The 24474-nt window shown below is 72.7% G+C and carries 20 protein-coding genes; 7 read left to right on the top strand and 13 right to left on the bottom strand.

What is annotated here, in order from left to right; translation table 11 throughout:
• Positions 1-273: 273 nt before the first annotated feature.
• The 7 genes from yvcK to ACIG47_RS25630 all read right to left on the bottom strand — a co-directional run bounded on the left by yvcK (position 274) and on the right by ACIG47_RS25630 (position 11371).
• Entirely contained in the window at positions 274-1284 is a 1011-nt protein-coding gene (gene yvcK, locus ACIG47_RS25660; protein ID WP_397415930.1) for a uridine diphosphate-N-acetylglucosamine-binding protein YvcK, read from the bottom strand.
• Positions 1281-2219, bottom strand: coding sequence for an RNase adapter RapZ (gene rapZ, locus ACIG47_RS25655; RefSeq protein ID WP_397433899.1), 939 nt, complete (start codon positions 2217-2219; stop codon positions 1281-1283). The genes yvcK and rapZ overlap by 4 nt, the downstream gene beginning before the upstream one ends.
• Positions 2220-2238: 19 nt before the next feature.
• Positions 2239-4218 carry an excinuclease ABC subunit UvrC gene (uvrC, locus tag ACIG47_RS25650; protein WP_397415935.1) on the bottom strand — a complete coding sequence of 660 codons (1980 nt, stop codon included), beginning with the start codon at positions 4216-4218 and terminating at the stop codon, positions 2239-2241.
• A 116-nt stretch (positions 4219-4334) separates the two neighbouring features.
• A complete protein-coding gene (locus ACIG47_RS25645) occupies positions 4335-4820 on the bottom strand; it encodes an OsmC family protein (RefSeq protein ID WP_397415938.1) in 486 nt (161 codons plus the stop codon).
• Between the two features lie 164 nt (positions 4821-4984).
• Entirely contained in the window at positions 4985-5452 is a 468-nt protein-coding gene (locus tag ACIG47_RS25640; RefSeq protein ID WP_397415941.1) for a hypothetical protein, read from the bottom strand.
• Between the two features lie 90 nt (positions 5453-5542).
• Positions 5543-8488: an excinuclease ABC subunit UvrA gene (gene uvrA / locus ACIG47_RS25635; protein WP_397433898.1), complete on the bottom strand. Its 2946-nt coding sequence runs from the start codon at positions 8486-8488 to the stop codon at positions 5543-5545.
• Between the two features lie 81 nt (positions 8489-8569).
• Positions 8570-11371 (bottom strand): tetratricopeptide repeat protein, encoded by a 2802-nt coding sequence (locus ACIG47_RS25630; RefSeq protein ID WP_397433897.1) that lies wholly within the window; start codon positions 11369-11371, stop codon positions 8570-8572.
• Between the two features lie 209 nt (positions 11372-11580).
• On the opposite strand from ACIG47_RS25630, the gene ACIG47_RS25625 reads away from it, so the two are divergent.
• Positions 11581-11817, top strand: a complete 237-nt coding sequence (locus tag ACIG47_RS25625) for a hypothetical protein (protein WP_397415947.1) — start codon at positions 11581-11583, stop codon at positions 11815-11817.
• 76 nt (positions 11818-11893) lie between these two features.
• Here the strand turns inward: ACIG47_RS25625 and sthA are convergent, their stop codons facing one another.
• Positions 11894-13312 (bottom strand): Si-specific NAD(P)(+) transhydrogenase, encoded by a 1419-nt coding sequence (gene sthA / locus ACIG47_RS25620; RefSeq protein ID WP_397433896.1) that lies wholly within the window; start codon positions 13310-13312, stop codon positions 11894-11896.
• An 89-nt stretch (positions 13313-13401) separates the two neighbouring features.
• Between sthA and ACIG47_RS25615 the strand changes: the two genes are divergently transcribed.
• Together ACIG47_RS25615 and ACIG47_RS25610 are read left to right on the top strand one after the other, a co-directional pair.
• Positions 13402-13683 carry a YciI family protein gene (locus ACIG47_RS25615; RefSeq protein WP_397433895.1) on the top strand — a complete coding sequence of 94 codons (282 nt, stop codon included), beginning with the start codon at positions 13402-13404 and terminating at the stop codon, positions 13681-13683.
• A gap of 123 nt (positions 13684-13806) precedes the next feature.
• Positions 13807-14688: a hypothetical protein gene (locus ACIG47_RS25610; protein WP_397433894.1), complete on the top strand. Its 882-nt coding sequence runs from the start codon at positions 13807-13809 to the stop codon at positions 14686-14688.
• Between the two features lie 95 nt (positions 14689-14783).
• Here the strand turns inward: ACIG47_RS25610 and ACIG47_RS25605 are convergent, their stop codons facing one another.
• The 5 genes from ACIG47_RS25605 to coaE form a co-directional block, all read right to left on the bottom strand.
• Positions 14784-15818, bottom strand: coding sequence for a TerC family protein (locus ACIG47_RS25605; protein WP_397433893.1), 1035 nt, complete (start codon positions 15816-15818; stop codon positions 14784-14786).
• 273 nt (positions 15819-16091) lie between these two features.
• Complete coding sequence (locus ACIG47_RS25600; RefSeq protein WP_397433892.1) at positions 16092-17063, bottom strand: NAD(P)-dependent alcohol dehydrogenase; 972 nt, start codon at positions 17061-17063, stop codon at positions 16092-16094.
• A 106-nt stretch (positions 17064-17169) separates the two neighbouring features.
• Positions 17170-19287: an excinuclease ABC subunit UvrB gene (uvrB, locus tag ACIG47_RS25595; RefSeq protein ID WP_397419234.1), complete on the bottom strand. Its 2118-nt coding sequence runs from the start codon at positions 19285-19287 to the stop codon at positions 17170-17172.
• Between the two features lie 47 nt (positions 19288-19334).
• A complete protein-coding gene (locus ACIG47_RS25590; protein WP_397433891.1) occupies positions 19335-20021 on the bottom strand; it encodes a pyroglutamyl-peptidase I in 687 nt (228 codons plus the stop codon).
• Between the two features lie 30 nt (positions 20022-20051).
• Positions 20052-20681 carry a dephospho-CoA kinase gene (gene coaE / locus ACIG47_RS25585; protein ID WP_397433890.1) on the bottom strand — a complete coding sequence of 210 codons (630 nt, stop codon included), beginning with the start codon at positions 20679-20681 and terminating at the stop codon, positions 20052-20054.
• 149 nt (positions 20682-20830) lie between these two features.
• Between coaE and ACIG47_RS25580 the strand changes: the two genes are divergently transcribed.
• Genes ACIG47_RS25580 through ACIG47_RS25565 form a run of 4 tightly spaced genes read left to right on the top strand, consistent with a single transcriptional unit; the run spans position 20831 to position 24460 of the window.
• Positions 20831-21766: a metal ABC transporter substrate-binding protein gene (locus ACIG47_RS25580; RefSeq protein WP_397433889.1), complete on the top strand. Its 936-nt coding sequence runs from the start codon at positions 20831-20833 to the stop codon at positions 21764-21766.
• Complete coding sequence (locus ACIG47_RS25575) at positions 21763-22515, top strand: metal ABC transporter ATP-binding protein (protein ID WP_397433888.1); 753 nt, start codon at positions 21763-21765, stop codon at positions 22513-22515. The genes ACIG47_RS25580 and ACIG47_RS25575 overlap by 4 nt, the downstream gene beginning before the upstream one ends.
• Positions 22512-23372 carry a metal ABC transporter permease gene (locus ACIG47_RS25570; RefSeq protein WP_397433887.1) on the top strand — a complete coding sequence of 287 codons (861 nt, stop codon included), beginning with the start codon at positions 22512-22514 and terminating at the stop codon, positions 23370-23372. Before ACIG47_RS25575 ends, ACIG47_RS25570 begins: the two co-directional genes overlap by 4 nt.
• A gap of 59 nt (positions 23373-23431) precedes the next feature.
• Positions 23432-24460, top strand: a complete 1029-nt coding sequence (locus ACIG47_RS25565; RefSeq protein ID WP_397433886.1) for an alpha/beta hydrolase — start codon at positions 23432-23434, stop codon at positions 24458-24460.
• Positions 24461-24474 lie beyond the last annotated feature (14 nt).

Here is a 24474-nt window from a genome sequence, read left to right as displayed (position 1 = left end):
AGGAGCAGCAGCGCAGGGCCGGAGGTCGGGCAGGTGCGGTCAGCGACCGGCTGGACACCACCGCGGGACGCGACACAGGGAGCGGGCGTGCGTGGTCCGCACCGTGCCGTTCATCGCTCGTGCCATGCCGGTCTCCCTCCGGTCCGGAAATCCGATCAGACTGATCGGGTTTCGGTGCGCGGGAAGTTACGGCCGCCCTCCGGGCATGTCAACGGTGTCCAGGAGCGGTCTCGCATCGCGGACATCCCGGTAGCGAATGGCGTCGTGCGCTGGTCAGACGTCGCCGTAGACGCCCTCGAACACGTCCCGGTAGGCGGCGGCCAGGCGCAGGCCGTCGTGCCGGGCCGTGTCGTCACCGCGGCGCACCTGCCGCATGATGACGCGGGCACCCATGGACGCGGCGGCGGCCTCCAGGGCCGCCACGTCCTCGACGGCGGACGGGTCGGCCAGCACCGCGTCGATCCGCAGGCCGGGCGCGTGCTTGTGCAGCGCCTCCAGGTGGTCCACGGCGGTCAGGCCCTCGGTCTCACCGTTCTCCGCGGACAGGTTGAGCGTCACGCAGCGGCGCGCCTTCGTGGCGTGCAGGGCGTCGGCGAGCGCCGGGACCAGCAGGTGCACCAGCACCGACGAGTACCAGGAGCCCGGCCCCAGGACCACCCAGTCGGCGTCGAGCACGGCCTGCACGGCCTCCGGGGAGGCGGGCGGGTCGGCGGGCAGGAGCCGGAGCTGCTCGATGCGCCCCTCGGTCACGGCGACCCGGCTCTGCCCGACGACCGTCTCCAGCGGACGCTCCGGCTCCCCGGGCTCGGCGGCGTGCCGGACGTCCGCCTCGACCACGAGCGGCACCGACGCCATCGGCAGCACCCGCCCCCGCGCACCCAGCAGGCGGCCGACCCAGTCGAGGCCCTCCACCGGGTCGCCGAGCAGCTCCCACAGCGCCACGATCAGCAGGTTGCCCATCGCGTGGTTGTCCAGCTCGCCCGACGACGAGAAGCGGTGCTGCAGCATCGCGCTCCAGGTGCGACCCCACTCGGAGTCGTCGCACAGCGCTGCGAGCGCCATCCGCAGGTCGCCCGGGGGCAGCACGTCCAGCTCGTCGCGCAGCCGGCCGGACGACCCGCCGTCGTCGGCCACCGTCACGACGGCCGTGAGGCGGTCCGACATGAGCCGCAGCGCGGACAGGCTGGCGGACAGGCCGTGCCCGCCGCCGAGGGCGACCACCGACGGGTTCTTGCTCCACTCCGGGGCGGGCACGTCGGGCGCTCCCGGCGCGTGCGGGATCATTCGCGGCCCAGGTCGCGTGCCGAGACGGAGACGAGCTGCCCGCGGGCACGCAGCCGCTCGGCGATGGCCTCGGAGATGGCGACGGACCGGTGCTTCCCGCCCGTGCACCCGACGGCGATGGTCACGTAGCGCTTCTCCTCGTTGAGATAGCCGGCGAGCACCGGCGCCAGGGCGTCGACGTACCGGTCGATGAACTCGACGGCCCCCGGCCGGGCGAGCACGTAGTCGCGTACTGGCTGGTCACGCCCGGTCAGGTGGCGCAGCTCGGTGATCCAGTAGGGGTTGGCCAGGAACCGTACGTCCACCACGTGGTCCGCGTCCAGAGGGATGCCGTACTTGAACCCGAACGAGATGACGTTGATGCGCAGCTGTTCGACCGCGTCATGGGCGAGCCAGGCGCGGATCTCCCGCGCGAGGTCGTGCACGGACAGGTCGGAGGTGTCGATACGCAGGTCGGCGCGCTCGGCCAGGGTCGCCACGACGGACCGCTCCTCGGCGATGCCGTCCAGGATGCGGCCGTCACCCTGGAGCGGGTGCGGGCGGCGCACCTGCTCGAACCGGCGCACGAGCACCTCGTCGCTCGCGTCGAGGAAGAGGATCCGGTACGCGACGCCGGCCTCCGTCATGTGCACGAGCACCTTGTCCAGCTCGGAGAAGAACTCCCGGCCGCGCACGTCCACGACGACGGCCACCCGCTCGATGCTGGACCCCTTGGCCATGAGGTCGACCAGGGGCACGAGCATCATGGGCGGCAGGTTGTCGACCACGTACCAGTCGAGGTCCTCCAGCACGGCCGCGGCCCGGGACCGGCCCGCGCCGGACATCCCGGTGATCACGAGCACCTGCGGGTCGCTGCGCTCGGGGCTGTGCGTGGCGGCCTCGACGGCGGCGATCCCCTCGGGTGCCGTGGTGGGCGACGGCTCGGTGTTGCTCATGGCTCCAAGCATGCCAGCGTCAGGCCTTCAGGGCGGCCACGACGGCCGCGGCCGTGGTGGCTCCCATGCCCCGCACGCTGGCGATCTCCTCGACGCTCGCGGCCCGCAGCCGCTTGAGGGAGCCGAAGTGGGACAGCAACACCTTCTTGCGGGCCGGCCCGAGGCCCGGGACGTCGTCGAGCACCGAGGCGGTCATGCCCTTGCTGCGCCGACGGCGGTGCTGGGTGATCGCGAACCGGTGCGCCTCGTCGCGGACGCGCTGCAGCAGGTACAGGCCCTCGCTGGACCGCTGGAGGATGACGGGGTACTCCTCCCCCGGCACCCACACCTCCTCCAGCCGCTTGGCCAGGCCGCACAGCGCGACGTCGGTGATGCCGAGCTCCTCCATCGCCTGCTTCGCGGCGGCGACCTGGGGCGGGCCGCCGTCGACCACCACGAGGCTGGGCGGGTAGGCGAACCGCGCCTTCTCCTGGGGTGCGTCGGGTGCCACCTCACCACCGGGCAGCGCGCCCGCCGGGTCCTCCCCGGCGGGCAGGTCGCCCGCGGAGATCTCGACGTCGTTCGCCTTGAGGCGGTCGGCGAGGTAGCGACGGAACCGGCGGGTGATCACCTCGTGCATGGCCTGCGTGTCGTCGCGTGCACCGTCGCCGTCCGAGCCGCGGATGCTGAACGAGCGGTACTCGCTCTTGCGCGGCAGGCCGTCCTCGAAGACGACCATCGAGGCGGACTGGTAGGTGCCCTGGGTGTGCGAGATGTCGTAGCACTCGATGCGCAGGGGCGCCGACTCGAGGTCCAGCGCCTCCTGGATCTCGCGCAGCGCCTGGCTGCGGGTGGTCAGGTCGCCCGCACGGCGGGTGCGGTGGAGCATCAGCGCGTGCTCCGCGTTCTTGCGGACCGTCTCGGCCAGCTCCCGCTTGTCGCCGCGCTGGGGCACCCGGACGTCCACGCGGGCGCCGCGCAGGCCGCTGAGCCAGGCACCCACCTGGTCCAGGTCGGGGGGCAGCACGGGGACGAGGACCTCGCGGGGCACCGCGTCGCGGGCCTCCGCGCCGCTCGCCTCCTCCGCCGAGCCGTACACCTGCTGCAGCAGGTGCTCCACGAGCTCGCCGTCGCTGATGTCCTCGACCTTCTCGACCACCCAGCCGCGCTGGCCGCGGATGCGCCCGCCGCGCACGTGGAACACCTGGACCGCGGCCTCCAGCTCGTCGCCCACCAGCGCGAACACGTCGGCGTCGGTGGCGTCGCCGAGCACCACCGCGTTCTTCTCCGTGGCGCGGCGCAGGGCCTCGATGTCGTCGCGCAGGCGGGCGGCCTGCTCGTACTCCATCTCGGCCGCGGCCTCCTGCATGCGCTTGGTCAGCCGGCGCTCGAACTTGGCCGTGTCGCCCGCCATGAAGTCGCAGAAGTCCAGCACGAGCGCGCGGTGGTCCTCGACGCTGATCCGCCCCACGCAGGGTGCCGAGCACTTGTCGATGTACCCGAGCAGGCACGGCCGGCCCGACTGGCCCGCCCGCTTGTAGACGCCGGCCGAGCAGGTACGGATCGGGAACACCCGCAGCAGCAGGTCCAGGGTCTCGCGGATGGCCCAGGCGTGTCCGTAGGGGCCGAAGTAGCGGGTGCCCTTGCGCTTGGCGCCGCGCATGACCTGGGCCCGCGGGACCTCCTCGCCCAGCGTCACGGCGAGGTACGGGTAGGACTTGTCGTCGCGGTACTTCACGTTGAACCGCGGGTCGTACTGCTGGATCCAGGTGAACTCCAGCGCGAGCGCCTCGACCTCGGTGCCCACGACCGTCCACTCGACCGACGCCGCGGTGGTCACCATCCGCTGCGTGCGCTCGTGCAGGTGCGCCACGTCCTGGAAGTAGTTCGCCAGGCGCTGGCGCAGGTTCTTCGCCTTGCCCACGTAGATGACGCGGCCGTGCTCGTCGCGGAACCGGTAGACACCGGGCGACGTCGGGACCTCTCCCGCCTTGGGCCTGTAGGTTGCTGGATCCGCCATGGCACCAACCTATGCGCTGCCACTGACACGACGGCGCCCCCGGGCGCGGTGTCGTCCCCCGACGGACGGCCGGCCCCGGGCGGGTGGCGCGGCCGCCCCGTCGCGGCCGCGCCCGGTCAGGCGACGACGTGCAGCGGCGTGGGCTCCACGCGGACCGGGAAGTTCACCGAGCGGGCGATGAAGCACATCGCGTGGGCCTTGTGGTGCAGGGCGGCCAGGTGCTCGTCCGTGGCGAGCTCGCCGGCGTCCACCGCGACCCTCGGGTGCAGCGTGACGTCCGTGAAGGCGCCCTCGCCCCGCGACTCGACCCGCATGGTGCCCGTGGCGGCGTCCGTGTACTCGCGCACGACGAGCCCGGACTCCGCCGCCAGGTGCAGGAACCACAGCATGTGGCACTGGCTCAGGCTCGCGACGAACAGCTCCTCCGGGCTGTTGCGGGCCGGGTCGCCCCGGAACGCCGGGTCGGCCGACCCGGGCAGGGGCGGCTTGTGCGGCAGGTCGATCTCGTGGTCCCGGGAGTAGGAGGTGTACGACGACGTACCTGCCTCCCCCGCGCCGGTCCACCGCACCGTCACGGCGTAGTCATGCGTGGCTCCGCTCATGGGGACCACCCTAGGGGGCGCCTGCCCTGGAGGCCACGCCTGAGGCTCTCGCCGCACCCGTGGCGGATCCGGGCACCGATCCGCCAACGGAGGCGCCCCCTGGATCGCCTGGATCCAGGGGGCGGCTCGGTCACGTGGCGTGCACGCCGTTCCCGGCAGTGCCGTCAGGTACGGGGGCAGACCGTGACGCTCCCCGAGGAGATCGTGCCTCTGCCGATGACGTAGTCCTGGTCCTGCCACTCCATGGTCACGACCGCCCGCATGCGCCTCTGCGGGGAGGACCCGCACGACCACGACGGCGTGCGGTGGACGTCCTGGACGGGCTCCCACGTCTCGGCCGGGTAGGCCTCCGAGACGGTCCACCAGATCCCGTCACGCAGGATCTGGAGGTACATCTCGCGGACCCGGACCTCGTAGTCACCGCCGCCGGCGGTGTCGGTCACCCGCGCGTGGGCGTTGAACACCCCGGGGGACGACATCTCCACGTTGGCGCAGCGGATGACCTGCTCGCCCACGCAGGTGTGCGCGATCTGCTCGGCGGCCGCCGCCGGCGGGGCGGTGAGCATGGTGGCCCCCAGCGCGACGCCGAAGACCGCCGTGAGGGCGCGCTTGATCTGTCCGTTCTTTCGCATGACCCGTAGTGAACACCACGCACGCACGGACGGCTTGCAGGAACCTGCAAGCCCGCCGAGGCGCGCGCGGCACGCCTCGACGGGCAGGCGTCACGCGCTCGCCGCCGCCTTCGCCTTGGCCGGCTTCCGGGTCGCCGGCTTGCGCTTTGCCGTGCCGTTCGTCGCTCGCGGGGCCGACGCGGCCGCCGCGACCGCCTCGGCGTCCAGGATCTCCGCGAGGTACGTGCCGGTGTGGCTCTCCGGCACGGCGGCCACGGCCTCGGGCGTGCCCTGCGCGACCACGGTGCCACCACCGCTGCCGCCCTCCGGGCCCATGTCGATCACCCAGTCGGCGCTCTTGATGACGTCGAGGTTGTGCTCGATCACGATCACGGTGTTGCCCTTGTCGGCCAGGGACTGCAGCACCCCGAGCAGACGGCGCACGTCCTCGAAGTGCAGGCCCGTGGTCGGCTCGTCCAGCACGTACGCCGAACGCCCCGACGACCGCTTCTGCAGCTCCGCGGCGAGCTTCACGCGCTGCGCCTCACCGCCGGACAGCGTGGGCGCGGGCTGCCCCAGCCGCACGTAGCCCAGGCCGACGTCGACCAGCGTGGACAGGTGCCGTGAGATCGCCGGGAACGCCTTGAAGAAGTCGGCGGCCTCCTCGATCGGCATGTCGAGCACGTCGGCCACCGTCTTGCCCTTGAAGTGCACCTCGAGGGTCTCGCGGTTGTACCGCGCGCCGTGGCAGACCTCGCACGGCACATAGACGTCCGGCAGGAAGTTCATCTCGATCTTGATCGTGCCGTCACCGGCGCAGGCCTCGCAGCGGCCGCCCTTGACGTTGAACGAGAACCGCCCCGGCCCGTAGCCGCGGACCTTCGCCTCCTCGGTCTCCGCGAAGATCTTGCGGATCCGGTCCCAGACGCCCGTGTACGTGGCGGGGTTCGACCGCGGCGTGCGGCCGATGGGCCCCTGGTCCACGTGCACCACCTTGTCGAGGTGCTCCAGGCCGGTCACCCGCCGGTGCCGCCCTGCCACCCGCCGTGCGCCGTTGAGCTGGTTGGCCATGACGGTGAACAGGATGGAGTTCACGAGCGTCGACTTGCCCGAGCCGGAGACGCCCGACACGACGGTCAGCACACCGAGCGGGAACGACACGTCGACGTCACGCAGGTTGTTCTCCCGCGCGCCCACCACCGTGACCTGCCGCTCCAGGTCGGTCGGCCGGCGTACGGCGGGCACCGGGATGGAGCGACGGCCCGACAGGTACGCCCCCGTCAGGGAGTCCTTCTGCTCCAGCAGGCCCGCGTAGTCGCCCGAGTGGATGACGTGGCCGCCGTGCTCGCCCGCGCCCGGCCCGATGTCGACGATCCAGTCGGCCGCACGGATCGTGTCCTCGTCGTGCTCGACGACGATCAGCGTGTTGCCCAGGTCCCGCAGCCGGGTGAGGGTGTCGATGAGCCGGCGGTTGTCGCGCTGGTGCAGGCCGATCGACGGCTCGTCCAGCACGTACAGCACGCCCACCAGGCCGGACCCGATCTGGGTCGCGAGCCGGATGCGCTGCGCCTCGCCGCCGGACAGCGTGCCCGCGGGCCGCTCCAGCGTCAGGTAGTGCAGGCCGACGTCGAGCAGGAAGCCCAGGCGCGCGTGGATCTCCTTGAGCACCTCGGTGGCGATCTGCGCCTCGCGCACGCCGAGCTCGATGCCCTTGAGGAACTCCGCGGCCTCGCCGACCGGGAGCCGCGAGACGTCGGCGATGGACAGCCCGTCCACCTTGACCGCGAGCACCTCCGGCTTGAGCCGCGCGCCACCGCACGTGGGGCACGGGACCTCACGCATGTAGGCCTCGTACTTCTCCTTGGACCAGTCCGAGTCCGTCTCCCGGTGCCGGCGCTCCAGGAACGTCACGGCGCCCTCGAACCCGGTCGAGTACTGCCGCTCGCGGCCCCACCGGTTCTTGTACCGCACGTGCACCTTGTGGTCCCGGCCGTGCAGGATCGCGTCCTTCGCCCGCTCGGGCAGGGCCCGCCACGGCACGTCCATCGAGAACTTCATCTCGTCGGCCAGGGCCGACAGCACGCGCTCGAAGTACTCCGAGGACGTCTGCGCCCACGGGGCGACGGCTCCCTCGCGCAGCGTCTTCTCGTCGTCGGGCACGAGCAGGTCGGGGTCCACCTCCAGGCGGAACCCGATGCCCGTGCACTCCGGGCACGCGCCGTAGGGCGCGTTGAACGAGAAGGTCCGCGGCTCGATCTCGTCGAGCGCCAGCGGGTGCTCGTTGGGGCAGGCGCGCTTCTCCGAGAACTTGCGCGTGCGGCCCAGGTCGTCGATGTCGGCGTCCACCAGCTCGATCATCACGAGCCCGTTCGCCAGCGCGAGCGCCGTCTCGACCGAGTCCGTGAGCCGGCGCTGCACGCCGTCGCGCGACACGAGCCGGTCCACGACCACCTCGATGTCGTGCTTCAGCTTCTTCTCGAGCGTGGGCGGGTCGGTCAGCTGCACGACCTCGCCGTCGACCCGGGCCCGGGAGAAGCCCTTGGCCTGCAGCTCCTTGAAGAGGTCCGCGTACTCCCCCTTGCGGCCCCGCACCACGGGCGCCAGCACCTGGTAGCGGGTGCCCTCCGGCAGCTCCAGGATCTGGTCGACGATCTGCTGCGGCGTCTGCGACTGCACCTTCTCGCCGCACACCGGGCAGTGCTGGGTGCCCGCGCGCGCGAACAGCAGGCGCAGGTAGTCGTAGACCTCCGTGATGGTGCCGACCGTGGACCGCGGGTTGCGGTTGGTGGACTTCTGGTCGATCGACACCGCGGGCGACAGACCCTCGATGAAGTCGACGTCAGGCTTGTCCATCTGGCCCAGGAACTGGCGGGCGTACGCGGACAGGGACTCGACGTACCGGCGCTGACCCTCGGCGAAGATCGTGTCGAACGCGAGCGAGGACTTGCCCGACCCCGACAGCCCCGTGAACACCACGAGCCGGTCCCTGGGCAGGTCCAGATCCACGTTCTTGAGGTTGTGCTCTCGGGCACCCGAGACGACGAGACGATTGCTCACAGAGGCATCCTAGGGCGGCTCACCGACATTCGCACGCCTGTTCTATGGATCACACTGACAGACGTGTCACACCCGCCCGGCTCAACGGACCGCCGGGCCACCCGCGACGCGCGACCGCCGCACGCGGGACTGCAGGTCAAGGGCCCGCAGCAGGTCCTGCTCGTGGGCATAGGAGCCGTCGACGAGCCGGCGCCGCACGTCCACGACCTCCTGCGCGTGCTCGGCCGCGGCGTCCCACTCCTCCAGGTCCAGGTGCACCGAGACAAGGTTCGACAGGGCCGCCGCGAGCGCCGGCAGGTGCCGGTCCGGGCTGCGCCGGGCGAGGTCCCGGCGCACCCGCACCGCCTCGGCGGTCGGCTCGACACCCTCACGGGGACGGCGCGCGTCCATCAGCGCCGCGCCGAGGTTGAGCAGTGCGTCGGCGAGGTCCGGCTCGAAGCGGTCGGGGTCCCGGCGTGCGAGCCGCCGGAGCCGGTCGACGGCCTCCTCGGTGGGGGCCACGGCGTCGGCCGCCCGGCCCAGCTCCGAGTACAGCACGCCCAGGTTGGACAGCGAGCTGGCGAGGTACTCCTCGCCCGGCTGGCCCTCCTCGGCGAGCGCCCGCCGGATCGCGACCGCCTCCCGCTCGAACGGCAGGGCCTCCTCCGGCTCGCCCGCCCGCGAGTGCGTCACGGCGAGGTTGGACAGCGAGGCCGCGAGCATCCGGCGGTACCGTGCCGGATGCTCCCGGGCGAGCCGGCGGCGCAGCAGCACGGCCTCCCGCTCCAGGGAGACGGCCTCGTCGAGCTCGCCCAGCCGCGACAGGACCGCCCCGAGCGACGCCAGGCTGTAGGCGAGCGTCCACGTGTGCGCCGCCGCGTTCTCGCGGACCAGCTCGCGGCGCAGCGCGACGGCCTCGCCGAGCGGCTCGATGGCCTCCCGGTCCCGGCCGAGGGCGGCGTAGGCGTTGGCCAGGTTGGTCAGGGCGAAGCCGAGCTCGAACCGGTGCCGCTCCGGGGCCAGGAGCACCATCCGCCGGCTGAGCTCGACGGCCTCCAGCGCGAACGGGACGGCCTCCTCCGGACGGCTCTCGGTGAGGGTCACGGCCCGGTTCGACAGCGCGGTGGTCAGGAACGTCGCCCACTGCCGCGGGTCGCGCGCGACCAGGTTGCGCAGGATCGGGAGCAGCTCGGCGAAGGTCTCCTCCTCCTCCTGCGGCGTGCCCGTGTCGCTCAGCAGCACGTTCAGGCTGAGCAGGACGCGCGCCAGCTCGGCCTCGCACCAGGACCTGTCCCGTTCCGGGGCCGCCCGGCACAGCTCGATCGCCTCTCGCTGGGCGGCCAGCGCCTCCCGGGTGTGGCCGGCGCGCCAGTGCGCCGAGCCCAGCGCGTTGACGGCCGAGACGAGCGCGGTGCGGTACCGGTCGGGGTCGCCGGCGGCGATACGGCGCCAGGCGGCGACCCCCGTGCCCAGCACCTCCAGCGACTCGGTCAGGCGCGCCACGTCCCGCAGCGCCGAACCGAGGTCGACCAGCGCCTCGGCGCGACCCACGGCGTCCTTGGCCGCCGCGACCGCCCGCTCACCCCGGTCCACGTCGTCGGCCGAGGCGTCCGAGATGCTGCGGGGCTTGAGCAGGAACGCCGTCCGCAGCGCGCGCGGGTCGTCACCGTAGGAGTCCGCGGCCCGGCGCAGGAGCTCGGCGGACAGCGCCGCGGCGCCGGGCACCTCGGACAGCTCGACCTCCAGGCGCCGCGCGATCCGGACCACCCGCAGCGCCACCCTCCGGGACAGCCCCCAGGTGCACGAGCCGACGAGAGCCACCGACCGGCCGAGGCGGTCCACGACGAGCAGGTCGCCGACCCGGTCCGGGCCCGCCGGACTCGGACCGAGCTCCGCCGCGCTGGTCGGCAGCCCGAGCAGCCAGCGCGCCCCCGCCCGCCCCGGCAGGCCGGGCACCACGCGGCGCAGCACGTCGCGCGCACCCGCGGCGTCCTCGACCCCGAGCAGGCAGGCCGCGGCGACGACGTCCTGCACCTGCTCGCGGTCGAGGTCGAGACCCGCCTCGCGCGCCGACCGCGCCCACGAGTCGGCCGCGACCTCCAGCAGGGCGCGCAGCGGGCTCGGCTCGTCCTCCGGCACGGGGACGCCGGCCGCGACGAGCGCGGCGAGCGCCGCGCCGGCGTGCAGGTCGGCCACGCGGGCGCCGCCGGCCGGGTCCAGCAGGCGGACGGCGGCGACACCGGGGTTCGCCACGCCGAGGTGCTCGGCGAACGCGGCGACCGCGCCGTCGAGCACGACGGAGTCCGGCAGGCCGGGATCCAGCCGCTGGTCGAGCGCGGTCTGGGCGGCGTCGCCGGGATCGAGGTGCTCCCAGAGCACCGACCCCCAGCGCAGCCGCCGGAGCCACTCGCCGGCGACACGGGCCAGCAGGAGCACCCGGGTGCGCCCGCGCGCGGGCCGCACCAGGGCGTCGAGCATGGCGGCCAGGCCGAGCCGGGTGGCCGCGTCGTCCACCACGAACAGGACGTCGCCCGGGGGGCGGTTGCGGACGGCCGCGGCCTCCCGCCCGCGCGGTACGGCCACGACGGTCCAGCCGGAGGCGCCCAGCCGGTCGCCGAGCTCGCCGGCGAGCCGCGTCTTGCCGGAGCCCGCGGGGGCGACGAGGAGCCGGAGGCTGACCGGTACGTCCGCCTCGGCCCAGGAGCGCAGGTCGGTCAGCTCCCGCTCGCGTCCGACGAACGGCACGACGGCACGCGCGGGGTCGAGCAGCACCGGGGGCCATGCGGCGGCGTCGTGCGGGAGGCCCTCGACCGCAGGCTGGAGCGGGCCGCGGCGTGCCGCTGTGCGGGCGGCCCGGACCGCAGCGGCCAACCGGGTCGACAGCTCCGAGACCACCACGGTCACCAAGTCAACCGGACGAACGTCCAGCCCTGCAAGAGGACGGAGTGGACTGGTTCATTCTTTGAACACAACAACAAGAAGGCGGACGCCGGGCGGCGGGGCGAGACCGACAAGTCGGGCAAAAGTTGCAGATCGGACTGGATCGCGACATCCTTCCACCGGCCGGGTGAAAGCCCGGTCGCTCCTCGACCGCACGGACGAAAGGCAGGCACGTGAGCCTGAACCTCAACAAGCTCGTCGACAAGGCCTACAAGGACCAGAGCATCGCCGCGATCCTGGCGGCCCCGCCGTCGGCGCTGCTGGGTCTCACGCCGAAGCACGACGAGATGCTCGCCGAGCTCAGGATCAAGACGGTCGCCGACCTCGGCACGTGGCAGCACGCGGTCCACGCGCAGGCGCTCGTCACGCTCGCCGACGCCGAGGTCCCCGCGGTCACCGGCGACAAGTGAGCCCGGCTCACCCCTCGCGCTGACGTTCGCGCCGCGGCGCCCGGCCTCCCCTGCGGAGGACCGGGCGCCGCCGTCGTCAGAGGCCGAACCGCGCGACGTCGCGCATCTTGTTGGTCGCGTCCAGCGCGGCGACCTTGTAGGCCTCCGCCAGCGTCGGGTAGTTGAACACCGTGTCGACGAGGTGGTCCACGGTGCCCCCGGTGGTCATGATCGCCTGCCCGATGTGGATGATCTCCGTGGCCCCGGTCCCGAAGACGTGCACGCCCAGCACGGTGCGGTCCTCGGTCGAGACCAGCAGCTTGAGCATGCCGTAGGAGTCGCCCACGATCTGCCCGCGGGCGAGCTCCCGGTAGCGCGCGACACCGACCTCGTACGGCACGCCCGCGGTCGTGAGCTGGTCCTCGGTGTCCCCGCAGTAGGAGATCTCGGGGATCGTGTAGATGCCGATGGGCTGCAGCTCCAGCACCGAGGAGACCGGCTCCCCGAACGCGTGGTAGGCGGCCAGCCGCCCCTGCTCCTGCGACGTCGCCGCCAGGGCCGGGAACCCGATGACGTCGCCGACGGCGTACACGTGCTCGACGTCGGTCCGGAACTGCTTGTCGACCTGGAGGCGCCCGCGGGCGTCGGCCTCCAGGCCGGCGGCGCCGAGGTCGAGGCCGTCCGTGGCACCCTGCCGCCCGGCGGAGTACAGCACGCAGTCGGCAGGGATCCGCTTGCCGGAGGCGAGCGTGGTGATCGTGCCGCCCTCCCCCGCCGTGACGGACTCGACCGTCTCGCCCAGCCGGAACGTCACCGACAGGTCGCGGAGCTGGAACTTGAGCGCCTCGACCACCTCGGAGTCGCAGAAGTCGAGGATCCTCGGGCGCGACTCCACGACCGTGACCCGGGTGCCGAGCGCTGCGAACACCGACGCGTACTCGATCCCGATCACGCCGGCCCCGACCACCACCATGGTCCGGGGCACCTCGGCCAGGTCCAGGATGCCGTCCGAGTCGACCACGCGGACGCCGTCGAACGCGACGTGGGCGGGCCGCGCCGGGCGGGTACCGACCGCGACGACGATCTTGTCCGCGTTCAGCCGCCGGACGACGTCGCCCTCGGCGTCGGTCACCTCGACGTCGTGCGGCCCGGTGAACCGGGCGGTGCCGGCCACGGTCTCGACGTGGTTGCGGGCGAGCTGGCTGCGCACCACCTCGATCTCCCGCCCGATGACGTGCTGCAGGCGGGCCAGCAGGTCCGGCACGGTGATGTGCTCCTTGAGCCGGTAGCTGGAGCCGTACACGTCGCGCATCTGCAGGCCGGTCAGGTAGAGCACGGCCTCGCGCAGCGTCTTGGACGGGATGGTGCCGGTGTGCAGGCTCACCCCGCCGACCTGGTCGCGCCGTTCCACCACGGCGACCCGCCGGCCGAGCTTGGCGGCCGCGATCGCGGCCTTCTGCCCTCCCGGGCCGGAGCCGATCACGACGAGGTCGAAGTGGTTCCCGGTTGCGTCCATGGTCCGAGTGTGGGCCCCGTGCGTGCCGGTGACGAGCATCTTCATCAAGAATTAACCGGCTCGCCCGCCCGGATGGCAGGCTGGCGCCCATGAGCACCTACGCCGTGAGCTACACGTACACCGACGACGTCACGACGCGCGACGAGGTCCGGCCCAGCCACCGCGACTTCCTGCGGGCACTCCACGCGGACGGCGTCGTCCGGGCGTCGGGACCCGTCGACGGCGGCACCGGGGCCCTGGTCGTCGTCGAGGCGGACTCGGCCGACGAGGCCCTGCGCATCCTGGACGAGGACCCGTTCGCGACCCGCGGGGTGATCGCCGAGCGGAGCGTGCGCGCCTGGGACGTGGTCATCGGCGGTTTCGCCCGATAGTCCCAATACTTCGCCATGTGAAGATTTTTACGCAAACATCAGGTTTCGTCGATGGCGTGGCGCGTTGCGTGATGCACATGATGCCTGTTCGGACACTGCTCCATACGTTCGGGGAGGCAAGGCATGACCTCTGTCTTGAGCACGACGACGACCTACGCGGACATCGGCCCGCGCATCTGCGTGACGCCGCCCTACTACGCCCTCGGTGACCTGGTCAGCCCCGCCCCGGGGCTGGCCGGCGCCACCGTCCCGGTCCAGTCGCCCACCGGACGCCAGGCACCCGTGATCAACATCGCGGAGGCCGGACGACACCTCGCCATCCTGGGCCTGTGCGCCGCGGCCACCACGAACCCGGCGCCCGGGAAGCACTACTACCTCGCGCACCGCGGGGTGGGCCGCATGTACCCGCCCACCGGGTCCCCGCCCGGCCGGGGCGGCGGTCCCCTGCACGGCACCGCCAGCGCCCGGATGTCCGGCCGCAACCGCGCGGTCGCCGAGACCGAGCTGCACGACGCCGACGGCACCCTGGTGGCACGGCTCGACATGGAGTACCTGGTGCTGTCGGTACCCGTGTTCCGCCGCCTGATGGGCCCGGCCACGGCACCCGACGCGACCGGACCCGCACAGCCGTACGCGGCACCCGCGCCGCTCACCGACGTGTCCGCCGACGATCGCAGCGCCACCGCCCGGATGACCGTGAACCCGTCGCTGTGCCAGGGACACTTCGCCGGGCACCCCGCACTGCCCGTGTCCGTGGCGGGCTACGCCACGTTCGCACTCTTCGACCACGTCCTGGAGGCGGCGGCCGGGCCGGACGCCCGGTGGCAGCCGGGTTCCTACCGGCTGCGGGCCGACCACCTCGCGGCGGCGGGCCGGACGTGCACGGTGGAGGTCGAGCCCTCGGCGCCCACCGAGCCCGACGCGCACGACCGGGCGTTCACCGGCACGCTGCGGTCCGGCGGCCAGGACATCTTCTCGATCCAGGTGGACTACACGGTCGTCTGACCACCCACCGCACGGCGGCAGACGGCCGGCGGTCGCGCCCACCGGTGTGGGCGCGGCCGCCGGCCGTGCTGCGCGGGGACCGCGGTGCGCAGGGACTACGACGTGGAGTCGGAGGACGCGGGCTCCTCCACCGGCTTCTCCGCCTCCTTGCGCGCGTCGTACGCCGACTTGATCAGGCTCGCGATCGTGCCCACCGCCAGCGACACGACGATCACCGTCAGCGACAGCCAGATCGGAATCTCGGGGGCCCAGTGGAAGCCCTCGCCACCGTTGATCCAGGACAGCGAGTTGGTGTGCAGCGCCTCGAGGATCAGCTTGACGCCGATGAAGCCGAGGATGACCGAGAGGGCGTAGGGCAGGTACACCAGCCGGTCGAGCAGGCCGCCCAGCAGGAAGTAGAGCTGCCGCAGGCCCATGAGGGCGAACAGGTTGGTCGCGAACACGATGAACGGGTCACGGGTGATGCCGAAGATCGCGGGGATCGAGTCGACAGCGAACAGCACGTCCGTCGAGCCGATCGCCAGGAAGACGATGATCAGGGGCGTGAAGAGCCGGCGCCCGTCGATCGTGGTGGTGAGCTTGCCGTCGTTGTACTGGTGGTGCAGCGGGAGAACCTTGCGCATCTGGCGGATGAGGACGTTCTCCTTGTAGTCGTCCTTGTCCTCCTCGCTCTCCGGCAGCGCCTGGTGGATGGCCGTGTAGATGAGGAACGCGCCGAAGATGTAGAAGAGCCAGGTGAACTGCTCGATCAGCGCGGCACCCGCGAGGATGAAGGCGGCACGGAAGATGAGCGCCATGATGATGCCGACCATCAGCACCCGCTGCTGCTGGTCACGCGGCACCGCGAAGCGCGCCATGATGATGACGAACACGAAGAGGTTGTCGACGCTCAGGGAGTACTCCATGAGCCAGCCGGCGTAGAACTCCGCAGCCGGGGTGACGCCGCCGACCCCCCAGACGATCGCACCGAAGATCAGGGCCAGGGCCACGTAGAACCCCACCCAGATCGCGCTCTCCTTCATGGAAGGCACGTGGGGGCGTCGCCCGACGATCAGGAGATCGGCCACCAGCAGGACGACCATCGCACCGAGCGCGATGATCTCGAAGGTCACGGGCAGTTCGTGGACCATTGCTTCCTTCCGGAACAGGGAGGAACGCGCGATCGCATCGAGCCTCCGGTGGGTACAGCAGGGCACCGGAGGTCTTCCTCGCCCGCCCCGTGCACCAGCCTGACCGAAACCAGGCGACGGCGCACCACGACGGACCGGCCAGGCCGAGCTGGCGTCATCGGCAGCTGTGATGACGGCCAGGCCGTTTCGAGGTACTCCCCTCCAACGGAGGGAAAGCATACGGGACCCCTGATCTGTTCCCGGACGTGACCCACGCCACGTTCGGCGGGTCCATCAGGCGGGCGTGACCACCAGCTTGCCGCGCGCGTGCCCGTGCCCGGCAACCTGCCGGACCGCCTCCACCGCCTGGTCCAGGGGATACGTCGCGCTGACCACGGGCCGTAGCACGCCGCCGGTCACCAGGCCGGCAAGGACGGCGAGGTCGGCGCCGCTGGACGTCGCCGTCACGTTGCGCACCCGGTAGGGGCTGAACCGGGACACCAGGGGTGCCGACAGCAGGTCGGGCAGCGGGCCGAGCAGCCCCTCCTTGCTGCCGTCGTTGACGAGGACCAGGCCACCGGGTACCACCACGCGCCCGAGCGCCCGCACCGGGTACCGCCCGGCGTTGGCGAGGACGACGTCGAAGCGGCGCCGGCCGGCCGTGAAGTCCTCGCGTGCGTAGTCGACGGTCTCGGCGGCCCCCAGCTCCCGTACCAGCTCCGCGTTTCCCGCGCTGCACACCCCGGTCACCCGCGCACCCCGGGCAGCGGCGATCTGCACGGCGAGATGGCCGATGCCACCGCCCGCGCCCGTGATCGCGATCCGCTGCCCGGCCGTGAGCGCCGCCTCCCGCAGGTGCTGCAGCGCGGTGACGCCCGCCATCGGAACCGCCGCCGCCTCCACCGGGGTGAGCTCGGCGGGCCGGTGGGCCAGGGCGTCCTCGGCGGCCAGCGCCAGCTCCGCGAACGTTCCCCCGCTGCCGAAGCCGAACACCTCGTCGCCCGGGGCGAAGGCGGTGACGTCCGGTCCGGTACCGACCACGACGCCCGCCAGGTCGGCGCCCCGGACCGGCGGGCGCGGACCCCGGAGCCCGCCCATCGTCGGGCGGGCGACCAGCGGCTGCCCCTCCGCGAAGTGCCAGTCGTACGGGTTCACGCCGGCGGCGTGCACCCGGACGAGCACCTGTCCCGTGCCGGGCACCGGGTCCGGCACCTCGCGCACCGCGAGGGCGTCCCAGCCGTACCTGTCCTGCGTCAGTGCCCGCATCACGGCCTCCTGGCCCGTCGCGCCCGGCGTACCTGCCCTCGCGCGATCAGGCTCCTCGCCCCCGTCAGGACGGGTCAAGGATGAAGTCGGCCGCCCCGGCCGGGCGTCACGCCGTCGCCGCCTGCATCTGCCGCAGCTCCTTCTTGAGCCCCGAGATCTCGTCGCGCAGCCGTGCCGCGACCTCGAACTGGAGCTCCCCGGCCGCCGCGTGCATCTGGTCGGTGAGCTCCTGGATGAGCTCGGCCAGCTCGCTCGCCGCCGCACCGGCCAGCCGGTTGCCCGACGTCGCGGCCTCCTTCGGCGTACCCGGGACCGGTGCGCCGGGACGCCCCTCCCCCTTGGCCTTGCGGCTGTTCCGGTACCCGCCGGCGAGCAGCTCCTGGGTGTCCAGGTCCTCGCGCGCCAGCATGTCGGTCACGTCCGCGATCTTCTTGCGCAGCGGCTGCGGATCGATGCCGCGCTCGGTGTTGTACGCGATCTGCTTCTCGCGACGCCGGCTCGTCTCGTCGATGGCCTCGCGCATCGCCGGCGTGATCTTGTCCGCGTACATGTGCACCTGACCCGACACGTTGCGGGCCGCACGGCCGATGGTCTGGATCAGGGACCGGCCCGAACGCAGGAAGCCCTCCTTGTCCGCGTCCAGGATCGCCACGAGCGACACCTCCGGCAGGTCCAGGCCCTCGCGCAGCAGGTTGATGCCCACGAGCACGTCGTACTCGCCGAGCCGCAGCTCGCGCAGCAGCTCGACGCGACGCAGCGTGTCCACCTCGGAGTGCAGGTAGCGCACCCGCACGTCGCGCTCCAGGAAGTAGTCCGTGAGGTCCTCGGCCATCTTCTTGGTCAGGGTGGTCACGAGCACGCGCTCGTTGCGCTCCACCCGGTCGCGGATCTCGCCCAGCAGGTCGTCGATCTGCCCGGTGGTCGGCTTCACCACCACCTCGGGGTCGACCAGGCCGGTGGGGCGGATCACCTGCTCGACGACGCCGTCCGACAGCGAGCGCTCGTAGTCGCCCGGGGTCGCCGACAGGTACACCGTCTGCCCGATGCGCTCGGTGAACTCCTCCCACTTGAGCGGGCGGTTGTCCATCGCGCTGGGTAGGCGGAAGCCGTGGTCCACCAGGGCGCGCTTGCGCGACGCGTCACCCTCGTACATCGCGCCGATCTGCGGCACGGTCTGGTGCGACTCGTCGATGACGAGCAGGAAGTCCTCGGGGAAGTAGTCGAGCAGCGTGTTGGGCGCCGTGCCCGGCTCGCGGCCGTCGATGTGCATCGAGTAGTTCTCGATGCCGTTGCAGGTGCCGATCGTGCGCATCATCTCGATGTCGTACGTGGTGCGCATGCGCAGCCGCTGCGCCTCCAGCAGCTTGCCCTGCTTCTCCAGCTCGGCGAGCCGCTCCTCCAGCTCCTTCTCGATGCCGGCGATGGCCCGCTCCATGCGCTCCGGGCCCGCGACGTAGTGCGTGGCCGGGAACACGTAGATCGACTGCTCGCTGCGCACCACGTCACCCGTGAGCGGGTGCAGAGTCTGGATCGACTCGATCTCGTCGCCGAACATCTCGATCCGGATCGCGAGCTCCTCGTAGACCGGGATGATCTCCACGGTGTCGCCGCGCACCCGGAACGTGCCACGCGTGAACGCCATGTCGTTGCGCGTGTACTGCATGGTCACGAACTGGCGCAGGAGCTGGTCGCGGTCGATCACGTCGCCCACGTCGAGCCGCACCATGCGGTCCACGTACTCCTGCGGCGTGCCCAGGCCGTAGATGCAGGAGACGGACGCCACCACCACGACGTCGCGCCGGGTCAGCAGCGAGGAGGTGGCGGAGTGCCGCAGCCGCTCGACCTCGTCGTTGATCGAGGAGTCCTTCTCGATGTAGGTGTCCGTCTGCGCGATGTACGCCTCGGGCTGGTAGTAGTCGTAGTACGACACGAAGTACTCGACGGCGTTGTTCGGCAGCAGCTCCCGGAACTCGGTCGCGAGCTGCGCGGCGAGCGTCTTGTTGGGTGCCATCACCAGGGTGGGGCGCTGGAGCTTCTCCACGAGCCAGGCGGTCGTGGCCGACTTGCCCGTACCGGTGGCGCCGAGCAGCACCACGTCCTTCTCGCCCGCCTCGACGCGCCGGGCGAGGTCGGCGATCGCCGTCGGCTGGTCGCCGGCGGGCTGGTACTCGGAGATGACCTCGAACGGGGCCACCGTGCGCTGCAGATCGGTCACGGGTCGCATGCCACTACGGTACGACCGACCACTGACACTCCCCGCGCCGGGCGGTGTCAGTGCAGCGTGCCCGCCGGTTCCTGCGGCTCGGACAGCTCGCCGCGCACCGCCGCGAGCGCCGTCCGCACCACGATCTCCAGGGCACGGGCCAGGGCGTCGAGCGGGAGGTGCGCCGCGCCGCCGTCGGCCAGAGCCGACGTCGTCACCTCGGCCCCGACCTCCTCGGTGCTGCGCGGCACGTGGACGAAACCCGAGAGCACGCCGGGTCGCTCGGCCAGGGCGTGCTGCAGGGCGTAGAACGTGGCGTTGCAGACGTAGGTGCCCGCGCTGTAGGTGACACCGGCGGGGATGCCCGCCTCGCGGACGGCGTCGACCGCTGCCTTGACGGGGAGCGTCGCGAACCGGGCGGCGGGTCCGCCGTCGGCGACAGGGAGGTCGACCGGGCGGTCGCCGCCGTTGTCGGGGATGCGCGCGTCCATCAGGTTGATCGCGACGCGCTCGAGGCGCACCTGGGTCACGCCGTCGGCCAGACCGACGGCGACCACGACGTCGGGCGCGTGCTGGTCCAGCAGGCCGAGGAACGGGCCGCCCGGCCGCCGGACCTCGTCGAACACCACCGGCAGGACCGCGGTGACGAGCTCGTCGGGGCCCGTCCAGCGCGCCGCGAGCGCCGCCACGGCGTCCGCCGAGGCGTTGACGGCATCACCACCGAACGGTTCGAACCCCGTGACCAGCACCTTCATCGCGCACGCTCCTCACCCGGGCCGGCCGGTTCACGCGGAGTCCGCCTCCGCCTCCTGCGCGACCTCGGCGGCCACGCGCTGCCACAGGGTATCCACCTGGGCGCGCAGCTCGTCCTCGCTGCCCGTTCCGTCGAGGGTGACGTCGGCGGCCGCGAGCCGCTGCTCGTCGCTCGCCTGCGCCGCGATGCGCGAGCGCGCGGCGTCCTCGGTCAGCCCGCGGGTCTCGACCAGGCGGCGCACCCGCTGTTCGGCAGGTGTGTGCACGACCACCACGAGGTGGAAGTGGCCGGCCTGCCCGGTCTCGACGAGCAGGGGGATGTCGTGCACGACGACGGCGGCCGGGTCGGCGGCACCCGCCTTGGCCTCCCGTTCCGCCGACAGCCGGCGCACCTCGGGGTGCACGATCTCGTTGAGGCGTTCGCGGGCGGCGGCGTCGGCGAAGACGAGGGCGCCGAGCGCCGGGCGGTCCAGGTCGCCGTCGGGCGTGAGGACGCCGGGGCCGAACGCCTCGGTGATCTCGGCCAGGCCCACGGAGCCGGGTGCGACGGCCTCCCGGGCCAGCAGGTCGTGGTCGACGACGACGGCGCCGAGCTCGGCCAGGCGCGCGGCCGCGACCGACTTGCCGGCCGCGATGCCTCCGGTGAGTCCGATACGGAACATGTGGTCCTCAGGGCCGGGTGTGGGGCGGTGCTGCGGTGCGGGGTGCCGCACCACGCCCAGGCTACCCGGCGGCGGGAGGCACGCCCGCCGGCTCGTGTTCGCACGTCCGCGTGCTTGTTTTCGGGTGTCCGAACTTCTAGGGTCGAGACATGCCCCGCGTACCTCGCAGACCCGTCCCGGCCCGCCTCACCCTCATGGTCACTGCCGTGGCCGTGGCGCTGTCGGGGTGCGCGCTCCGGCTCCCGGGTCGCGCGGCCGACGACCGGCCGGTGGTCCTGACCACGTTCACCGTGCTGGCGGACGTGGCGCAGAACGTCGCCGGGGAGCACCTGCGGGTCGAGTCGATCACCAAGGTGGGCGCGGAGATCCACGGGTACGAACCGACTCCCCGCGACATCGCGCAGGCCTCGGAGGCGGACCTGATCCTGGACAACGGCCTCAACCTCGAGTCCTGGTTCGAGCAGTTCGTGGAGTCGGTGGACGTCCCGCACGTGGTGGTCTCGGACGGGGTCGAACCCGTGGACATCACCGAGGACGCCTACGCCGGCAAGCCCAACCCGCACGCGTGGATGAGCCCGCTGAACGTGCAGCGCTACGTCGACAACATGGTGGCCGCGTTCAGCGAGCTCGACCCCGGTCACGCCGACCAGTACGCCGCGAACGGCGCCGCCTACCAGGCCGACCTCCAGGAGGTGCAGGACGAGCTGGTGGACGGCCTGTCCGCGCTGCCGGAGCACCAGCGCGCCCTGGTGACCTGCGAGGGGGCGTTCTCCTACCTCGCCCGCGACGCGGGCCTGGCGGAACGGTACGTCTGGCCGGTGAACGCCGAGCAGCAGGCCACGCCGCAGCAGATCACGGGGACGATCGAGTTCGTCCGGGCCAACGACGTCCCCGCCGTGTTCTGCGAGTCGACGGTCTCCGACAAGCCGATGCAGCAGGTCGTGGCGGCGACCGGTGCCCGCTTCGGCGGCACCCTCTACGTCGACTCCCTCTCCGAGGCGGACGGGCCGGTGCCCACCTACCTCGACCTGATCCGCTACGACACGGCGACGATCCTCGCCGGCCTGACGGGCGACGCGTCGTGAGCGCGGCCATCGAGGTGAGCGGTCTCGGCGTCCGGTACGGCGAGATCCAGGCCCTGGACGACGTCACGCTGACCGTCCCGGCCGGCCGGGTGACCGGGCTGGTCGGCATGAACGGCTCCGGCAAGTCGACGCTGTTCAAGGCGATCATGGGCATCGTCCGCCCCGACGCCGGCCGCGTGCTCATCGAGGACGCGCCCCCGGACGCGGCACGACGGCGGGGCCTGGTCGCGTACGTACCGCAGAGCGAGGCCGTCGACTGGGACTTCCCCGTCTCCGTCCGCGACGTCGTCATGACCGGGCGGTACGGCCACCTGGGCCTGACCCGGCGCCCGCGCCCCGCCGACCACGCCGCCGTCGCCGAGGCGCTCGACCGGGTCGAGCTGTCCGCCTTCGCGGACCGGCAGGTCGGGCAGCTCTCGGGCGGGCAGCGCAAGCGCGCGTTCGTCGCCCGCGGGATCGCTCAGGACGCCCGCATCCTGCTGCTGGACGAGCCGTTCGCCGGGGTCGACAAGCGCTCCGAGGCCACGATCGTCCGGCTGCTGCGGGAGCTGGCGGCCGACGGCCGGACGGTCCTCGTGTCCACGCACGACCTGCACGCCCTGCCCGAGCTGGCCGACGAGGCCGTGCTGCTGCTGCACCGCGTGCTGTTCCACGGCGCGGTCGCCGAGGCGCTGCGCCCCGGGAACCTCGCCCGCGCGTTCGGCCTCGACCCGCTCGACCAGCAGCCCGTCCCGGAGGAGGCCCCGTGAGCCCGCTCGACCTGCTGCTGGAGCCGCTGCAGTACGAGTTCATGGTCAACGCCCTGGCCACGACGGTGATCGCCGCCGTGGTGTGCGCGCTGCTGTCGTGCTGGCTCGTCCTGGTGGGCTGGTCCCTGATGGGCGACGCCGTCTCGCACGCCGTGCTCCCCGGCGTCGTGCTCGCCTACGTGCTCGGTGCCCCGTTCGCCCTCGGTGCCGTCGTCTTCGGCCTGCTCGCGGTCGCGCTGATCGGTGCGGTCCGCGGCACGAGCCGCGTCAAGGAGGACGCCGCGATCGGGATCGTGTTCACCACCCTGTTCGCGCTGGGTCTCGTGCTGATCTCCGTCACGCCGAGCCAGACCGACCTCAACCACATCATCTTCGGCAACGTGCTCGGCGTCTCGGGTGCCGACCTCGTCCAGATCGCGGTGCTGGGGGCGATCACCTTCACGGTCCTGGTCGTCAAGCGCCGCGACCTGACCCTGTACGCGTTCGACCCCGTGCACGCGTACGCCGTCGGGCTCTCGCCCCGGTTCCTCGGCGCGCTGCTGCTCGGGCTGCTCGCCCTGACCTCGGTCGTCGCGCTCCAGGTGGTGGGCGTCGTGCTCGTCGTGGCGATGCTCATCATCCCGGGCGCCACCGCCTACCTGCTCACCGACCGGTTCGGGCGCATGCTCGTGCTCGCCCCCGCGCTCTCCGCGGTGTGCGCGGTGGCCGGCATCTATCTCAGCTACTGGCTCGACGCCGCCTCGGGCGGGCTCGTGGTCCTCGTGCAGGGCGCCGTGTTCGCCCTGGTGTACCTCCTCGCGCCCCGGCACGGGCTGCTCGGGCGGCGGCTGACGGCCCGCCGGGCACGTACGGTGTGACCGGGCGCGTCGCGACCGGACGGGCCGGCCGCCCGGCGCGCCCGGTCGAGGAGCACGTCATGACCGTCGGGACCACCGCCGGGGCCGGACAACCGGTCCGGCTCACCTGGGCCGCTCGCACCGTGGCGGCGGGCGGTCTCGCTGTCGTCGCGTGGGCCTGCCTGACCGCAGGGGGCGCGGTGCTCCACGGGCACCCCGCCTACGCCGTGCTCCTGACCCTCACGGTGCTGGGCTGCGCGCTCGTCCTGGTGCGTGGCCTGCGCTCCCGGCCCGCCCGCACCGGCCGGGCCGTGGTGCCCGGTGGTGCGCCCGGCGTGGTGGTCCGTGCGGCGCTCCTCCTGGTCGGCGTCGTGTGGATCGCCGCCGTGGCCTGGCTGCGCCCGTTCGCGGCCACCGCCCCGGCCCTGGCCGCGATGGCCGACGACGACCGGGTCACCGTCACCGAGTCCGCGACGCGTGTCGTGCTCGCCCCGGCCGGGGACGCGGACGGCACCGCCGTCTTCTTCCGCCCCGGCGCCAAGGTCGAGGCCCGCGCCTATGCCGCCGTGCTGCGCCCCCTGGCCGAGGCGGGGCATCCCGTCGTGATCGCCAAGCAGCCGTTCGCGGTCGCCTTCCTCGCCGGCGGGGCGTTCGACGACGCCCGCGCACACGTCCCCGGCGCCGACCGGTGGGTGGTGGGCGGGCACTCGCTCGGCGGCGTCGTCGCGTCGTCGGACGCCGACGATGCCGACAAGGCCGACGGCACCGCCGCGCCCGTTGTCGGGCTGCTGCTGTACGCCTCCTACCCGGCGCAGGACCTGAGCGGGTCGCTGACGGCGGCGGTGGAGTCGGTCTCCGCGTCGCGGGACGGGCTCGCCACGCCCGCGAAGATCGACGCCTCCCGGGCGAACCTGCCGCCAGGCAGCACGTTCACCGTCGTGGACGGCGCCGTGCACGCCTTCTTCGGCGACCACGGCCCGCAGCCGGGCGACGGCACCCCGGCGATCACGCACGACCAGGCCCGCACCCGGATCTCGGCCGCGAGCACGCGGTTCGTCGACGACCTCTCGGATCACCGCACGACGACCGCGCACGACGCCGCCGGGTGACCCGGCCCGGCGGA

It is taken from the genome of Promicromonospora sp. NPDC052451 (assembly GCF_044547525.1).
Taxonomy (GTDB): domain Bacteria; phylum Actinomycetota; class Actinomycetes; order Actinomycetales; family Cellulomonadaceae; genus Promicromonospora.
Note: the sequence above shows the minus strand (reverse complement) of the source record. Positions and strands in the feature narration are given on the sequence as shown.

Excerpts from the sequence above, each read along its gene's own strand:
- ACIG47_RS25600 (WP_397433892.1), bottom strand. The coding sequence starts at position 17,063 with ATGCGGGCACTGACGCAGGACAGGTACGGCTGGGACGCCCTCGCGGTG.
- ACIG47_RS25590 (WP_397433891.1), bottom strand. The coding sequence starts at position 20,021 with ATGAAGGTGCTGGTCACGGGGTTCGAACCGTTCGGTGGTGATGCCGTC.
- ACIG47_RS25645 (WP_397415938.1), bottom strand. The coding sequence starts at position 4,820 with ATGAGCGGAGCCACGCATGACTACGCCGTGACGGTGCGGTGGACCGGC.
- ACIG47_RS25610 (WP_397433894.1), top strand. The coding sequence starts at position 13,807 with ATGACCTCTGTCTTGAGCACGACGACGACCTACGCGGACATCGGCCCG.
- ACIG47_RS25640 (WP_397415941.1), bottom strand. The coding sequence starts at position 5,452 with ATGCGAAAGAACGGACAGATCAAGCGCGCCCTCACGGCGGTCTTCGGC.
- uvrC (WP_397415935.1), bottom strand. The coding sequence starts at position 4,218 with ATGGCGGATCCAGCAACCTACAGGCCCAAGGCGGGAGAGGTCCCGACG.
- ACIG47_RS25615 (WP_397433895.1), top strand. The coding sequence starts at position 13,402 with ATGAGCACCTACGCCGTGAGCTACACGTACACCGACGACGTCACGACG.
- rapZ (WP_397433899.1), bottom strand. The coding sequence starts at position 2,219 with ATGAGCAACACCGAGCCGTCGCCCACCACGGCACCCGAGGGGATCGCC.
- ACIG47_RS25580 (WP_397433889.1), top strand. The coding sequence starts at position 20,831 with ATGCCCCGCGTACCTCGCAGACCCGTCCCGGCCCGCCTCACCCTCATG.
- ACIG47_RS25565 (WP_397433886.1), top strand. The coding sequence starts at position 23,432 with ATGACCGTCGGGACCACCGCCGGGGCCGGACAACCGGTCCGGCTCACC.
- uvrB (WP_397419234.1), bottom strand. The coding sequence starts at position 19,287 with ATGCGACCCGTGACCGATCTGCAGCGCACGGTGGCCCCGTTCGAGGTC.
- coaE (WP_397433890.1), bottom strand. The coding sequence starts at position 20,681 with ATGTTCCGTATCGGACTCACCGGAGGCATCGCGGCCGGCAAGTCGGTC.
- yvcK (WP_397415930.1), bottom strand. The coding sequence starts at position 1,284 with ATGATCCCGCACGCGCCGGGAGCGCCCGACGTGCCCGCCCCGGAGTGG.
- ACIG47_RS25605 (WP_397433893.1), bottom strand. The coding sequence starts at position 15,818 with ATGGTCCACGAACTGCCCGTGACCTTCGAGATCATCGCGCTCGGTGCG.
- sthA (WP_397433896.1), bottom strand. The coding sequence starts at position 13,312 with ATGGACGCAACCGGGAACCACTTCGACCTCGTCGTGATCGGCTCCGGC.